We start from the raw sequence: 13,421 nt of genomic DNA on the forward strand, positions 1-13,421 counted from the left end.
GAACTCAGTACACGTTCGGCGGCCCGGGGGCGACGAGTTGCGACTCAGTCCTTCATGAACCCGATCACGGTGTAGTCGAGATCCGCCAGACCGGGCGCGCCGAAGTTCGCCAGGGAACTGCGCACCGCGACGTTGCCGGTGGTCTGGATCAACGGCAGGCTGAACCCCTCGGCCCACAGCAGGCTGTCGACCTCGTTGGCCCGGGCACGAGCCACCGCCGGGTCAAGCGCTTCCAGCGTCTCCTCGATCTTGGCGTCGATGGCCGGGCTGCCGATCTTGCCGAAGTTGGCCTCGCCGTAGGAGGCGGAGATCTGCGTCAGACCCGCCAGAGGGAACGCGTCACCGACCCAGCTGAATTGGGCGATGTCGAAGTCGCCCACATTGACGTAGTCGGTGAAGAAGCCGCCCCCGGCCTTGGCGTCCAGCTGCAGCTTGACCCCGATCTGGGCCAGATTGTGTTGAGCGACTTGGGCGAACTGCCGAGTGCTCGACGCGTCGTAGAACAGGTGCCGGATCACCAGCGGCCGGCCGTCCTTCTCCCGGAACTTTCCGTTGCGCCGCCAGCCGAGTTCGTCGAGTTCGCGGGCGGCGCGGTCCGGGTCGTAGGCCACCACCGCACTGTTGTCCTGGTAGCCCTCCTGGCCGGCGACATAGATGTGGTTGTTCAGCGGCACCGGATCTGCGGTCAGGCCCCGCTGGGTGACCTTGGCGATCGTGGACCGGTCGATGCCGCGCATGACCGCCAGCCGCAGCGCCTTGTCGGCCAGGATGGCGCCGGGCGCACCGTTGAAGGTGAAGTGATTCCAGGCCGGGGTGGGGGCACGGCGGATCGAGATGCCCTCGGTGCGCCGCGCGATGGTCAACTGGTCGAGGGTGGCCACCCCGGTGGCGTCGATGGTGTGGTTCTGCAGCGCCGGCATCCGGGCCGCCTCGTCGAGCACCAGGTAGGTGATGGTGTCCAGCTTCGGGCGCTTGCCCCACCAGGCGGGGTTGCGGGTCAAGGTGATGCGCTGGCTGGTGCGGTCCAGGGTTGACAGCACGAACGGGCCGGCCGAGGGGCCCGGCTTGCTCAGCTGGGCCTTGTTGAAGGTCTCCGGGTCGGCGGTCATGCTGGCGGGCAACAGCATCGAGTTGCCCGCGAACATGCCGCGCCACTCCGCGTAGGGCTTGGCGAAGCGCATCACGGCCTGCCGGTCGTCGACACCGCGGGTCACCGAGGCGACGCGTTCGGCGCCGTTGGTGGTCGCGATCGCGTACCGGCTGTCGGCGCCGCTGGTGGCATGGATCTGGCTGGCGATGTCCTTCCAGCTCAGCGGTGTCCCGTCACTCCACACCGCTTTCGGGTTGATGGTGTAGGTGACCACCTGGGGGTTGGTGCCGGTCAGCTCCACGCTGGTGAAGTAGTCGGTGTCCACGGTCGCCGAGCCGTCCGGCCCGATGATGAATGCCCGCGGCATGGTGGCCTTGAGCATGGCGGCGTTCTCGGCCAGGTTTCCGTCGATGTGCAGCGGGTTGAAGTTCGGGGGGAACTGGGTCATCGACAGCCGCAGGTTGCCGCCGTCGCGGAGTCTGGCGGGGTCCTGCGGATTGATGTCGCTGGCGGTGCCGACGGCGGCGGTGCCTTCCGGGGCGGTGATGTCGACGGCCGAGCAGCCGCTGAGCACCAGGCCGGTCGCGCACAGTGCGGCAACCACCCGTTTGACTCTGCGCCCACCAGGCGCCCTGCTCGCAAAACTTCGTGGCGAGCGCAGAGTCAACGTGGGGGTCATGAGGTCACCACCGGCTGCGGTACGGCGGCCAGCAGCTGCCGGGTGTATTCGTGCTGCGGATCGCCGAAAACCTGGTCCGCCTCGCCCTGCTCGACGATCTCCCCGGCGAGCATCACGGCCACGCTGTGGGCCAGGTGCTTGACCACCGAGAGGTCATGCGACACAAACAGGTACGACAGACCGAACTGCTGCTGCAGATCCAGCAGCAGGTTGATGATCCCGGCCTGAATGGACACGTCGAGAGCCGACACCGGCTCGTCGAGCGCCAGGATCTTCGGTCGCAACGCCAACGCCCGGGCGATGCCGATCCGCTGCTTCTGCCCGCCGGAGAATTCCGAGGGGTAGCGCAGCGCGTCGCCACGGCGCAGCCCCACCAGCTCCAGCAGCTCGGCCACCCGGGCATGGATCGCGGCCTTGTCGAAACCATTGGCGCGCAGCGGTTCGGCCAGCAGGTCAAACACCGGAAGGCGTGGATCCAGGGAGGCCACCGGGTCCTGGAACACCACCTGCAGGTCTTTCCGCAGGGCGCGACGGCCGTCACGGGTCAATGTCGCGACATCGCTGCCCAGCACCTCGATCGACCCGGACTGCGGCGCGGCCAGCTCCAGAACCTGGTGCAAGGTGGTGGATTTGCCCGAGCCGGATTCGCCGACGATCGCCAGGGTGCGGCCTTGCCGCAACTCGAAGCTCACGCCGGAGACCGCGCGCACCTCGCCGGCCCGGCGCCGCAGCAGCCCCTTGGTCAGCGGGTAGGTCTTCACCAGATCGCGGACCCGCAGCACGGTGGGGGAGTCGCCGGCGGGCTCGGCGGCCACCTCGGTGCGCACCCGGTAGATGTCGGCGGCGCTGCGCCCGGTGACCTGGTCGGTGTGGATGCACGCCGCCGTATGGTCGGCCCCGACGGGCAGCAGCGCCGGCTCCGCCTCCAGGCAGTCGGCGGCGGCCAGGGGGCAGCGCGGGGCGAACGGGCAACCCGCCTCGATGCCGGCCGTCAGCGACGGTGGCGCCCCGGGGATCGGCACCAGCCGGGTGCCCTGGGGCGCGTCCAGGCGTGGCACCGAACCCAACAGTCCCACCGTGTATGGCATCCGCCGGTCCCGGTAAAGAACCTCCACCGGCGCAGACTCCACCACCTTCCCGGCGTACATCACCAGTGCCCGGTCGGCGAATTCGGCGACCACGCCCAGGTCGTGGGTGATGATCAGCACCCCGGCGCCGGTCGCGTCTCGAGCCGTCCGCAGGACATCCAGGATCTGGGCCTGCACGGTCACGTCCAGGGCGGTGGTGGGCTCGTCGCAGATGAGCAGGTCCGGGTCGCAGGCGATCGCGATGGCGATCACCACGCGTTGGCGTTCGCCGCCGGACAGCTCGTGCGGAAACGCCCGCGCCCGCTGCTCCGGGCGGGCGATCCCCACCAACTCCAGCAACTCGACCGCACGGCGGCGCGCCGCGGCGCGACCCACCTGCGGTTGGTGTACCTCGATGGCCTCGGCGATCTGGTCGCCCACCGTGTACACCGGGGTGAGCGCCGACATCGGATCCTGGAACACCATCCCGATCGAGGCGCCACGCACCTTCGACATCGCGGTGTCGCCCAACCCGATCAGCTGGCGGCCCTGCAGCCGAACCGAACCGGACACCTGCGCGTACTCCGGGAGCAGTCCCATCACGGCCATCGCCGCCGCGGACTTCCCCGAGCCCGACTCACCGACCATCGCCACCACTTCGCCGGCGTTCACGTGGTAGCTGACGCCGCGCACCGCGCGCACCGCGTCTGTTCCGGCGCCGAATGTCACTGCCAGGTCGGCGACTTCCAGCAGGGCGCTCATCGGCGGCCCCGCAGCGTCGCGGCATCGGGGTCCAGGGCGTCGCGCAGGCCGTCGCCGGCGAGGTTGGCGCACACCAGGATGGTGATCAGCACCCCGGCCGGGAACAGGAACACCCACGGGAAGGTGATGGCTGAGGCGGTGCCGTCGGCGATCAGGGTGCCCAGCGAGACATCGGGTGGCTGGATGCCGAAACCGAGATAGCTCAGGCCGGTTTCGGCCAGGATCGCCACCGCGACGTTGAGTGCGGTGTCGATGATCAGAATGGACGCCACGTTGGGCACCACGTGGTCGATGATGATGCGCCGGCTGGAGACACCCATATATCTTGCGGCCCGGATGAATTCGCGTTCCCGCAGGCTCATGGTGAGCCCACGCACCATGCGGGCGCTGATCATCCAGCTGAACCCGGCCAGCAACAGCACCAGCAGGGCGATGTTGCCGCTGTTCTTGGTGCGCGGGGTGATGATCGCGATCAGGATGAATGCCGGAACCACCAGGAGCAGGTCCACCAGCCACATCAGCACGCGGTCGCGCCAGCCGCCGAAATATCCCGAGATCGCCCCCACCGTCGCGGCGATCACCGTGGAGATCAGCGCCACGCACACCCCGATCAGCATCGACTTCTGCATGCCCCGCAGGATCTGCGCCAACAGATCCTGCCCGAGCGCGTTGGTGCCCAGCCAGTGGTGGGCACCCGGGGGAACCAGCAGGGCGTCGTAGTCCAGGTCGGTGTAGGAGTAGGGCAGCAGACCCGGCAGCGTGTAGCAGCCCACGAACATCACCGCCAGCAGCGCCAGCGCGCCGACCGCGCTGCGGCTGCGCAGGAACCGGCGCAGCACCAGCGTGCGCCGTGAGGCGAACTCGATCTGGGTCATCGGCGCCGCCCCCTCTTGGCGGCCCTCGGCGGCGCGGCTCATGACACCCGCACCCGCGGGTCGAGCAGGGCGTAGATGACGTCGGAGAGCAGCCCGGCCAGCAGCACCACCGCGCCGGAGAACACCGTGATGGCCGCGACGATATTGGTGTCCTGGGTGGCCACGCCCTGCACCACCCACTCGCCCATGCCGTGCCAGCCGAAGATCTTCTCGACGAACACCGCGCCGGTGACCAGCCCGGCCACCCCGTAGGCGAACAGGGTCGCCATCGGGATGAGCGCGGTGCGCAGCCCGTGTTTGAACAGGGCGCGCCGGCGGGTCAGGCCCTTGGCCCGTGCGGTGCGGATGAAGTCCTGGCCCAGCACGTCGAGCATCGCGTTGCGCTGATAGCGGCTGAAGCTGGCGGCCGCGCCCAGCGCCAGGGTCAGCGACGGCAGCACCAGGTGCTGCAGCCGATCGGCCAGCCCCGGCCAGAACCCGGTCACCAGGCCCGGGGAGGTCTCGCCGGTGTAGTCGAAGAGTTGGGTGCCCAGCGCCCAGTTCACCCGCAGCGCGCTCAAGATCACCAGGTTGGCCAGTACGAAGGTGGGCACCGAGAGGATCAGCAGCGCCGCCAGGGTGATGACGCGGTCCGACAGCCGGTACTGGCGTACCGCCCCCCACGCGCCGGCCACCACGCCGATCACGGTGCCGGCCAGCGAACCGACGACCAGCAGGCGCAGGCTGACCCCGACGCGTCGGCCCAGTTCGCCGGAGACCGGCTGGCCGGTGACGGTGACGCCGAAGTCGCCGCGCACCGCGTGCGAGGCCCAGTGCGCGTAACGCAGCGGAATCGGCTTGTCCAAGCCCAGTTCGGCGGCTTTGGCGTCGATGACGGCCTGCGGTGGACGTGGGTTGCGCTGCATGAGGCTGTCCAGCGGCGCGAAGGCCAGGGAGGTCAGGCAGAACGTCAGGAACGAGGCCAGGCCCAGCAGCACCAGATAGTTCAGCGCCCGCCCGGCCAGAAACCGCGTCATGGCCCACAGGGTAGAGGGCCGCGGCGCGACCGCGCCGGATGCGCCTTGCCGATCTGCGCTCGTGTCCGGGGCGGGGGCGAGTGGGAAAGAAACTCGGCTGATTTTTACCCGTGAAATCCCCGAGAACCTTCACTAGGCTCCGCACGACTCCGGCACCACTAATCCGACAGAAAGAGAGAACCTGTGACCGTCACCGACGAGTACCTGGCCAACAACGCGGAATACGCGAAGACCTTCACCGGCCCGCTGCCCATGCCGCCGAGCAAGCACGTCGCGATCGTCGCCTGCATGGACGCTCGCCTGGACGTCTATCGTCTGCTGGGCCTCAACGAGGGCGAGGCGCACACCATCCGCAACGCCGGCGGCGTGGTCTCCGACGACGCGATCCGCTCGCTGGCGATCAGCCAGCGGCTGCTGGGCACCCGCGAGATCATCCTGATCCACCACACCGACTGCGGGATGCTGACGTTCACCGACGACGACTTCAAGCGGTCCATCCTGGAGGAGACCGGCATCCGCCCGACCTGGTCGGCCGAGGCGTTCCCCGACGCCGCCGAGGACGTCCGCCAGTCGCTGCGGCGGATCCAGGCCAGCCCTTTCATCACCGCCACGACGTCGCTGCGCGGGTTCGTGTTCGACGTCGCCACCGGCAAGCTCGACGAGGTCACGCTGTAATTCCCGCACCTGCCCTGCGGGGTGGGTGAGGTCTGGTGCAACGCGGTGCGGGGCCCCCTGTCGCAAGGCAGCGGGCCCCGCATCGTGCGTTGGCATGCGTCACGTTGACAGCACCGCGGTGCGACTGGTTGCATAGCCAGCTATAACCAATAAATATGGTAAGTCTCACCAAGATTACCGGGTATCCCTGGCAAGGAAGTCATGACCAGTAACGTCGCCGCGCCGCCGGAAGCCACCACGGCCGGGCAGTACCAGCTCACGCATCTGCGCACGCTGGAGGCCGAGGCCATCCACATCATCCGGGAGGTGGCCGCGGAGTTCGAACGTCCGGTGCTGCTGTTCTCCGGCGGCAAGGACTCCATCGTCATGCTGCATCTGGCCGTCAAGGCGTTCCGGCCGGGCCGGCTGCCGTTCCCGGTGATGCACGTCGACACCGGCCACAACTTCGAAGAGGTCATCGCCGCGCGCGACGAGCTCGTCGCCGAGACCGGAGTCCGGCTGGTGGTGGCCTCGGTGCAAGACGACATCGACGCCGGGCGGGTGGTCGACGACGGTCCGTCGCGCAACCCCTTGCAGACCGTCACCCTGTTGCGTGCGATCCGGGAGAACAAGTTCGACGCCGCGTTCGGCGGCGCCCGGCGCGACGAGGAGAAGGCCCGCGCCAAGGAGCGGGTGTTCAGCTTCCGTGACGAGTTCGGCCAGTGGGACCCCAAGGCCCAGCGCCCCGAGCTGTGGAACCTGTACAACGGCCGGCACCGCAAGGGCGAACACATCCGGGCGTTCCCGCTGTCGAACTGGACCGAGTTCGACATCTGGTCCTACATCGGCACCGAGCAGATCGCCCTGCCGTCGATCTATTTCGCGCACCAGCGCAAGGTCTTCCGGCGCGACGGAATGCTGCTGGCCGACCACGAGTTCCTGCGGCCCGCCGACGGCGAAGAGGTGTTCGAGACCTCCGTCCGGTTCCGCACGGTCGGCGACGTCACCTGCACGGGCTGTGTGGAGTCCACGGCGGCCACCGTGGAGGAGGTGATCGCCGAGACAGCGGTCTCGCGGCTCACCGAGCGGGGCGCGACGCGCGCGGACGACCGGATCTCCGAAGCAGGCATGGAAGACCGCAAGAGGCAGGGGTATTTCTGATGGGTGCGGCCACCACGCTGCTTCGAATCGCGACGGCCGGCTCGGTCGACGACGGCAAGTCCACGCTGATCGGACGGTTGCTGTTCGACTCCAAGGCGGTCATGGAGGACCAGCTGGCCTCCGTCGAGCGCACGTCGCGCGAACGCGGCAACGACTACACCGACCTGGCTCTGGTCACCGACGGGCTGCGCGCCGAGCGCGAGCAGGGCATCACGATCGACGTCGCCTACCGCTACTTCGCAACGCCCAAGCGGAAATTCATCATCGCCGACACCCCGGGGCACATCCAGTACACCCGCAACATGGTGACCGGCGCCTCGACCGCCCAGCTGGCGATCGTGCTGGTCGACGCCCGGCACGGCCTGCAGGAGCAGTCTCGCCGGCACACCTTCCTGGCATCGCTGCTGGGCATCCGCCACATCGTGCTGGCCGTCAACAAGATGGACCTGATCGACTGGGACGCCGACAAATTCGAGGCGATCCGCGACGACTTCCATTCGTTCGCCACCCGCCTGGACGTCCACGACGTGACCACCATCCCGATCTCGGCGCTGCTCGGTGACAACGTGGTGACCAAGTCCGACAAGACGCCTTTCTACGACGGCCCGGCGCTACTGTCGCACCTCGAAGAGGTCTACATCGCCGGTGACCGCAACCTGGTCGACGTCCGGTTCCCGGTGCAGTACGTGATCCGGCCGCAGACCCACGAGCATGCCGACCACCGCAGCTACGCGGGTACGGTCGCCAGCGGCGTGCTGCGTCCCGGCGACGACGTGGTGGTGCTGCCGTCGGGCAAGCCGACCCGGGTCGCCGCGATCGAGGGGCCCAACGGCGCTGTGGCCGAGGCATTTCCGCCGATGGCCGTCTCGGTGAGCCTCGCCGACGACATCGACATCTCACGCGGCGACATGATCGCCCGGACCAACAACCAGCCGCGCGTGGTTCAGGATTTCGACGCCACCGTGTGCTGGATGGCCGACGGTGCGACCCTGCAGCCGGGCAACGACTACGTCATCAAGCACACCACCCGCACCACCCGGGTCAAGGTGATGGCGCTGGACTACCGACTCGACGTCAACACCTTGCACCGCGACAAAGACGCCGACGAGCTCAAGCTCAACGAGCTCGGCCGCGTCTCGCTGCGTGCCCAGGTGCCCCTGATGCTCGACGAGTTCACCCGCAACGACGCCACCGGCTCGTTCATCCTGATCGACCAGGCCACCAACGGAACCGTGGCCGCCGGCATGGTGCTGCGCGACGTGTCGCCGCGTGCGGCGAGCCCCAACACGGTGCGGCACCAGTCACTGGTCACCGCGGCGGACCGGTTGTCCAAGGGGCTCACCGTGTGGTTGACCGGCCTCTCCGGTGCGGGCAAGTCGTCGGTGGCGATGCGCGTCGAACAGCTGCTGCTCGAACGCGGCACGCCCGCTTACGTTCTCGACGGCGACAACCTGCGGCACGGCCTCAACGCCGACCTGGGCTTCTCGATGGCCGACCGCGCCGAGAACCTGCGCAGGCTGGCCCATGTGGCCACCTTGCTGGCCGACTCCGGCCAGATCGTGCTGGTGCCGGCCATCAGCCCGATGATCGAGCATCGGCAGCTGTCCCGCCAGGTGCACACCGACGCCGGATTCGACTTCATCGAGGTGTTCTGCGACACCTCGCTCGAGGAGTGCGAGCAGCGTGACCCCAAGGGGCTCTACGCGAAGGCGCGGGCGGGCTTGATCACCCACTTCACCGGCATCGACAGCCCGTATCAGCGGCCGCGTAATCCCGACGTGCGCCTGACCTCCGACGACAGCATCGACGAGCAGGCCCGTCAGGTGGTCGCAGCGATCGACGCTCGGCAGTGAACGACCACCAGCTGGCAGGTCACCTCGCCACCGAGGCCGGCCGGCTGCTGCTGGCGGTGCGCCAGGAACTGGCCGAGGCCGGCGAAGCCGAGCGCAAGGCCGCCGGGGACCGGCGGTCCCACGAATTCCTGATGGCTGCCCTGGCGCAGGCGCGGCCGCAGGATGCGGTGCTGTCCGAGGAAGGCGCCGACAACCCGGCCCGGCTTCGCGCCGAACGGGTGTGGATCGTCGACCCGCTCGACGGGACCCGGGAGTTCAGCGAACTGGGCCGTGACGACTGGGCCGTGCATGTGGCGCTGTGGCAGGCCGGCGATCTGACAGCCGGGGCGGTGGCCCTGCCCGCACGAGACATCACGCTGGCGACCCCGTCGGTTGCCGCACCGCCCGCCGCCGACGGCGCGCCCCGGATCGCGGTGTCGCGCAGCCGGCCCCCGGCGATCTCCGAGGCCGTTCGCGCCCGGCTGGACGGTGTTCTGGTGCCGATGGGCTCGGCAGGGGTGAAGGTGGCTGCTGTGGTCCAGGGCACCGCCGATGTCTACGTGCACGCCGGCGGGCAGTACGAGTGGGACTCGGCGGCCCCGGTGGCGGTGGCCCGAGCCGCAGGGCTGCACACCTCCCGCCTGGACGGCTCGCCGCTGGTCTACAACCGGGCCGACCCCTTGCTGCCCGACCTCGTGGTGTGCCGCCCCGAATACGCCCAAGCGGTGCTCTCGGCAGTCAACTGACCCACCAGATGGAAGAATGCTCGCAATGCGCATGTCGGCCAAGGCGGAGTACGCGGTGCGAGCGATGGTCCAACTGGCCACCGCCGAGCCCGGCGCCCTGGTGAAGACCGATGAGATCGCGGCAGCGCAAGGCATTCCGGCGCAGTTCCTGGTCGACATCTTGTCCGATCTGCGCACCGACCGGCTGGTGCGCAGCCAGCGCGGCCGCGACGGCGGCTACGAACTGGCCCGGGCGGCAACCCAGATCAGCGTCGCGGACGTGCTGCGCTGCATCGACGGTCCGCTGGCCAGCGTTCGCGACATCGGCATGGGCGATCTGCCCTACTCCGGTCCGACCGCCGCCCTGACCGACGTGTGGCGGGCGTTGCGGGCCAGCATGCGCTCGGTGCTGGAGAAGACCAGCCTGGCCGACGTGGCGTCGGGGCAGTTGCCCGACCACGTGGTCGAACTGGCCGCCGACTACCGCACCCAAGAGCGCCAGCGGGGGCATTCGGGGGGTTAGACGCTAACCGCGGGGCTTGGTGCGGCGGTTCAGCTTCGGCTCTCCTTCGTCGAGCCTCGCTAACCGCCGGGTTTGATGCGGCGGTTCAGCTTCGGCTCTCCTGCGTCGAGCCTCGCTAACCGCCGGAGCCGTACGGGCGGGTGAGGATCTCCATGTTGTGGCCGGCGGGGTCGCGGAAATACACACCACGCCCGCCATCGCGGTGGTTGATCTGCCCGGCCTGGCTGCCGCCGGGATCGGCCCAGTGCTCCAGCCCCCGGTCGGAGATCTTGGCGTAGATCGCGTCGAAGTCGGACTCCGAGACCAAGAAGGCGTAGTGCTGCGGCCGGATCGGCTCACCGGCCGGCACGTCGGCGTAATCCAGGCTGGCCTGGTGTTCGAGGGCGACCACCTGGAAGTGGCCGAAGGGCTGCGGTTCGGGCAGGCCGAACAGGTCGGCCAGAAACGCTGCCGAGGTCTGCTTGTCACGGGCGGCCACGATGGTGTGATTGAAGGAGATTCCCATTCGTTCCAGTGTCGGCCGTGCGCGGCGCGCATGCCACAATCGCGGTCATGCGGGTGGGAATGACCATGCCGGTGATGGAACCGGACCTGAATGCGACGCTGCTGCGTGACTGGGCCCGCGCTATCGACGACGGGCCGTTCTCGGCGTTGTGCTGGGGCGAACGGATCGCCTTCGCCAACCCGGACAGCCTGACGTTGGCGGGTGCGCTGGCGGCGTGGACCGAGCGGGTTCGCCTGGTGACCACCGTGATCGTCCCGCAACTGCACGACCCCGTCATGCTGGCCAAGGCGCTGGCCACTGCGGACGTGCTCTGCGACGGCCGGCTCACCGTCGGGCTGGGCGTGGGCGGCCGGGTCGAGGACTATCGCGCTGTCGGAGCCGACCCGGCGACGCAGACGATGCGCGCGATGGCCGACGCGGTGGCGATCATGCGACGGGTATGGGCGGGGGAGAAGGTCACCGAGTCGGTGCTGCCGGTGGGGCCGAGCCCGGTGCAACCCGGTGGGCCGCCGCTGCTGGTCGGCACCATCGGTCCCAAGACGCTGCGCAGTGCCGCGTCGTGGGCCGAGGGCCTGGCCGGGATCACCATGGACCTTGATGTGGCCAAGCAGAACGAACTGTTCGACGTCGCGCGCGACGCCTGGCACCAGGCGGGCCGGGGCAAGCCGCAGCTGGCGACGTCGTTCTGGTTCGCACTGGGTGATCGCGACGCTGCCCGCGACCAGGTCCGCCGGCACCTGCTGCGCTACATGAACTGGATTCCCGCCGAGTACGTCGAGGCGATGGCGCCCTCGACCGGCTGGGCGGGCAGCGAGGACGAGCTCGCCGAGGTGCTGCGCCGGTTTGCGGCGGTGGGCACCGATGAGGTCCACCTGATTCCCACCAGCTCGGACCTGGGCCAGCTGCGCAGCGTGGCCGACGTGGTCGCCGAGATCAGCCGCGCTGGCTGAGCGGGCTTTCCTGCTGGTTGCGACACCGTCACGGAAACGTCTCTATCGTTCACCGCCAGCCACACCAGCCCCAGAAATCACTAGGGTCGCAGGGGAGTGAGACCCGGCACCGGGTCCGGGGAAAGGTGGGACATGTCGGCGACGCGTCGAATCGTCTCGGCGGCATTGGTGCCGGCGGTGGTTCTTGGGTTGGTGGCCGCCACCGAATTCGCCCCACCCGCCAACGCCGCAACCTGCCACGCCCCCGAGGCCAACATCGACCCGCCGCCGGGATCGCCCACCACCGGGGCGGGGCAGATGCCGACCGGGCGCCGGCCCCGCGGCACCAACGATCAGGCGCCGCTGCCCAAGCTGGGCCCGCTGATCGCCGCACTGATCAACCCGAACGGCACCATCAAGCAGCAGGCCGCGGTGGTGCCGCCGGTTCCCAACCCCGCCGGCCAGGCCGCCCCGAACGTCGCCCAGCCGGTGCAGCCCGTTCCGAACGTCGGTGCGGACCAGGGCATCTCCACCGCCGATCCCGGCGGGGCCATCGCCGGTGCGCAGACGTCCCTGGTGGAGTGGGTGACCGGGCCCAACAGCCCCAACAAGACACTGGAACGCTTCGGCATCTCCGGAACCGACCTCGGCATCCCTTGGGACAACGGGGATCCCGTCAACAGGCAGATCCTCATGGCGTTCGGCGACACGTTCGGCTACTGCCGTATCGAGGGCAAGCAGTGGCGCAAGAACGTGCTGTTGCGCAGCCAGGACAACAACCTGTCCGACGGCATCACGGTGACCGCCGGAGCGGTGGGCAACAAGTATTCGGGTTCGCCACTGCGGCAAGCGAATTTCTCCAAGCAGATTCTGCCCGCCGTGCAACTGGCTCCCCACCAGGAAGGCATGATCCCCACTGCTGCAATCGGGATTGCCGGCAACCAGTACATGAACTTCATGTCGATCAAGAAGTGGGGCCGCGACGGGGAGTGGTCCACCAATTACTCGGCGATCGCGGTCTCCAACGACAACGGCGAAACGTGGGGCGTCTATCCGGGCACGGTGCGGTCCACGTCGCCGGAGAACGTCCCCCGGGCGCGCTTCGTGCCCGGTAACGAGAAGTTTCAGATGGGCGCGTTCCTGCGCGGCAACGACGGCTACCTGTACTCCTACGGCACGCCCTCGGGCCGCGGCGGCTCGGCGTACCTGTCGCGGGTGCCCGAGCGCACCATTCCGGACCTGACCACATATGAGTACTGGAACGGCGACAACGGGGCGTGGGTGCCCAACAACCCGGCTGCGGCCACACCGGTGATCCCCGGACCGGTGGGCGAGATGTCGGTGCAGTACAACACCTATCTGCGCCAGTACCTGGCGCTGTACGGCAATGGCGGCAACGACGTCGTGGCCCGCACCGCGCCGACGCCGCAGGGTCCGTGGAGCGCCGAGCAGACGCTGATCCCCACCGGCCAGATTCCCGGCGGCATCTACGCGCCCTACATGCACCCCTGGTCGACCGGCAAAGAGGTGTATTTCACCCTGTCGCTGTGGAACGCCTACGACGTGATGCTGATGCGCACGGTGCTGGGCTGAGGGCGACCGC

Annotated in this window: 12 protein-coding genes; 7 read left to right on the forward strand and 5 right to left on the reverse strand. The window is 68.9% G+C overall.

The window, feature by feature from the left end; translation table 11 throughout:
* Window positions 1-44 precede the first annotated feature (44 nt).
* The 4 genes from AWC02_RS09240 to AWC02_RS09255 are packed head-to-tail and all read right to left on the reverse strand — an operon-like array spanning window position 45 to window position 5,489.
* Window positions 45-1,769 carry an ABC transporter family substrate-binding protein gene (locus AWC02_RS09240; protein ID WP_237160399.1) on the reverse strand — a complete coding sequence of 575 codons (1,725 nt, stop codon included), beginning with the start codon at window positions 1,767-1,769 and terminating at the stop codon, window positions 45-47.
* Window positions 1,766-3,598 (reverse strand): dipeptide ABC transporter ATP-binding protein, encoded by a 1,833-nt coding sequence (locus AWC02_RS09245; protein WP_085128466.1) that lies wholly within the window; start codon window positions 3,596-3,598, stop codon window positions 1,766-1,768. Before AWC02_RS09245 ends, AWC02_RS09240 begins: the two co-directional genes overlap by 4 nt.
* Entirely contained in the window at window positions 3,595-4,473 is an 879-nt protein-coding gene (locus AWC02_RS09250) for an ABC transporter permease (protein WP_109560948.1), read from the reverse strand. Before AWC02_RS09250 ends, AWC02_RS09245 begins: the two co-directional genes overlap by 4 nt.
* Before the next feature lie 38 nt (window positions 4,474-4,511).
* Window positions 4,512-5,489, reverse strand: a complete 978-nt coding sequence (locus tag AWC02_RS09255) for an ABC transporter permease (RefSeq protein WP_085128468.1) — start codon at window positions 5,487-5,489, stop codon at window positions 4,512-4,514.
* A 183-nt stretch (window positions 5,490-5,672) separates the two neighbouring features.
* Between AWC02_RS09255 and AWC02_RS09260 the strand changes: the two genes are divergently transcribed.
* From AWC02_RS09260 to AWC02_RS09280, 5 genes are all read left to right on the forward strand, one after another.
* Window positions 5,673-6,164 carry a beta-class carbonic anhydrase gene (locus AWC02_RS09260; protein ID WP_085128469.1) on the forward strand — a complete coding sequence of 164 codons (492 nt, stop codon included), beginning with the start codon at window positions 5,673-5,675 and terminating at the stop codon, window positions 6,162-6,164.
* 201 nt (window positions 6,165-6,365) lie between these two features.
* Complete coding sequence (gene cysD, locus AWC02_RS09265) at window positions 6,366-7,304, forward strand: sulfate adenylyltransferase subunit CysD (protein ID WP_085128470.1); 939 nt, start codon at window positions 6,366-6,368, stop codon at window positions 7,302-7,304.
* A complete protein-coding gene (gene cysC, locus AWC02_RS09270) occupies window positions 7,304-9,157 on the forward strand; it encodes an adenylyl-sulfate kinase (RefSeq protein WP_085128471.1) in 1,854 nt (617 codons plus the stop codon). Before cysD ends, cysC begins: the two co-directional genes overlap by 1 nt.
* Window positions 9,154-9,882 (forward strand): 3'(2'),5'-bisphosphate nucleotidase CysQ, encoded by a 729-nt coding sequence (locus AWC02_RS09275; RefSeq protein ID WP_085128472.1) that lies wholly within the window; start codon window positions 9,154-9,156, stop codon window positions 9,880-9,882. The genes cysC and AWC02_RS09275 overlap by 4 nt, the downstream gene beginning before the upstream one ends.
* Before the next feature lie 25 nt (window positions 9,883-9,907).
* Window positions 9,908-10,384 (forward strand): Rrf2 family transcriptional regulator, encoded by a 477-nt coding sequence (locus AWC02_RS09280; RefSeq protein WP_085128473.1) that lies wholly within the window; start codon window positions 9,908-9,910, stop codon window positions 10,382-10,384.
* Window positions 10,385-10,499: 115 nt separating this feature from the next.
* Here AWC02_RS09280 and AWC02_RS09285 read toward each other — a convergent pair whose 3' ends face one another.
* The gene (locus tag AWC02_RS09285) at window positions 10,500-10,889 is read right to left on the reverse strand and encodes a VOC family protein (RefSeq protein WP_085128474.1); all 390 of its coding nucleotides are present in this window, start codon (window positions 10,887-10,889) and stop codon (window positions 10,500-10,502) included.
* A gap of 47 nt (window positions 10,890-10,936) precedes the next feature.
* Between AWC02_RS09285 and AWC02_RS09290 the strand changes: the two genes are divergently transcribed.
* Window positions 10,937-11,839, forward strand: a complete 903-nt coding sequence (locus tag AWC02_RS09290) for an LLM class flavin-dependent oxidoreductase (RefSeq protein WP_085128534.1) — start codon at window positions 10,937-10,939, stop codon at window positions 11,837-11,839.
* 132 nt (window positions 11,840-11,971) lie between these two features.
* Window positions 11,972-13,411 carry a DUF4185 domain-containing protein gene (locus AWC02_RS09295; RefSeq protein ID WP_085128475.1) on the forward strand — a complete coding sequence of 480 codons (1,440 nt, stop codon included), beginning with the start codon at window positions 11,972-11,974 and terminating at the stop codon, window positions 13,409-13,411.
* Window positions 13,412-13,421 lie beyond the last annotated feature (10 nt).

Origin of the sequence: Mycolicibacter engbaekii (assembly GCF_002101585.1) — a bacterium.
In the GTDB taxonomy this organism is placed as follows: domain Bacteria; phylum Actinomycetota; class Actinomycetes; order Mycobacteriales; family Mycobacteriaceae; genus Mycobacterium; species Mycobacterium engbaekii.

Excerpts from the sequence above, each read along its gene's own strand:
- AWC02_RS09295 (WP_085128475.1), top strand. The coding sequence starts at position 11,972 with ATGTCGGCGACGCGTCGAATCGTCTCGGCGGCATTGGTGCCGGCGGTG.
- AWC02_RS09240 (WP_237160399.1), bottom strand. The coding sequence starts at position 1,769 with ATGACCCCCACGTTGACTCTGCGCTCGCCACGAAGTTTTGCGAGCAGG.
- AWC02_RS09280 (WP_085128473.1), top strand. The coding sequence starts at position 9,908 with ATGCGCATGTCGGCCAAGGCGGAGTACGCGGTGCGAGCGATGGTCCAA.
- AWC02_RS09285 (WP_085128474.1), bottom strand. The coding sequence starts at position 10,889 with ATGGGAATCTCCTTCAATCACACCATCGTGGCCGCCCGTGACAAGCAG.
- AWC02_RS09290 (WP_085128534.1), top strand. The coding sequence starts at position 10,937 with ATGCGGGTGGGAATGACCATGCCGGTGATGGAACCGGACCTGAATGCG.
- AWC02_RS09250 (WP_109560948.1), bottom strand. The coding sequence starts at position 4,473 with ATGACCCAGATCGAGTTCGCCTCACGGCGCACGCTGGTGCTGCGCCGG.
- AWC02_RS09245 (WP_085128466.1), bottom strand. The coding sequence starts at position 3,598 with ATGAGCGCCCTGCTGGAAGTCGCCGACCTGGCAGTGACATTCGGCGCC.
- cysC (WP_085128471.1), top strand. The coding sequence starts at position 7,304 with ATGGGTGCGGCCACCACGCTGCTTCGAATCGCGACGGCCGGCTCGGTC.
- cysD (WP_085128470.1), top strand. The coding sequence starts at position 6,366 with ATGACCAGTAACGTCGCCGCGCCGCCGGAAGCCACCACGGCCGGGCAG.
- AWC02_RS09255 (WP_085128468.1), bottom strand. The coding sequence starts at position 5,489 with ATGACGCGGTTTCTGGCCGGGCGGGCGCTGAACTATCTGGTGCTGCTG.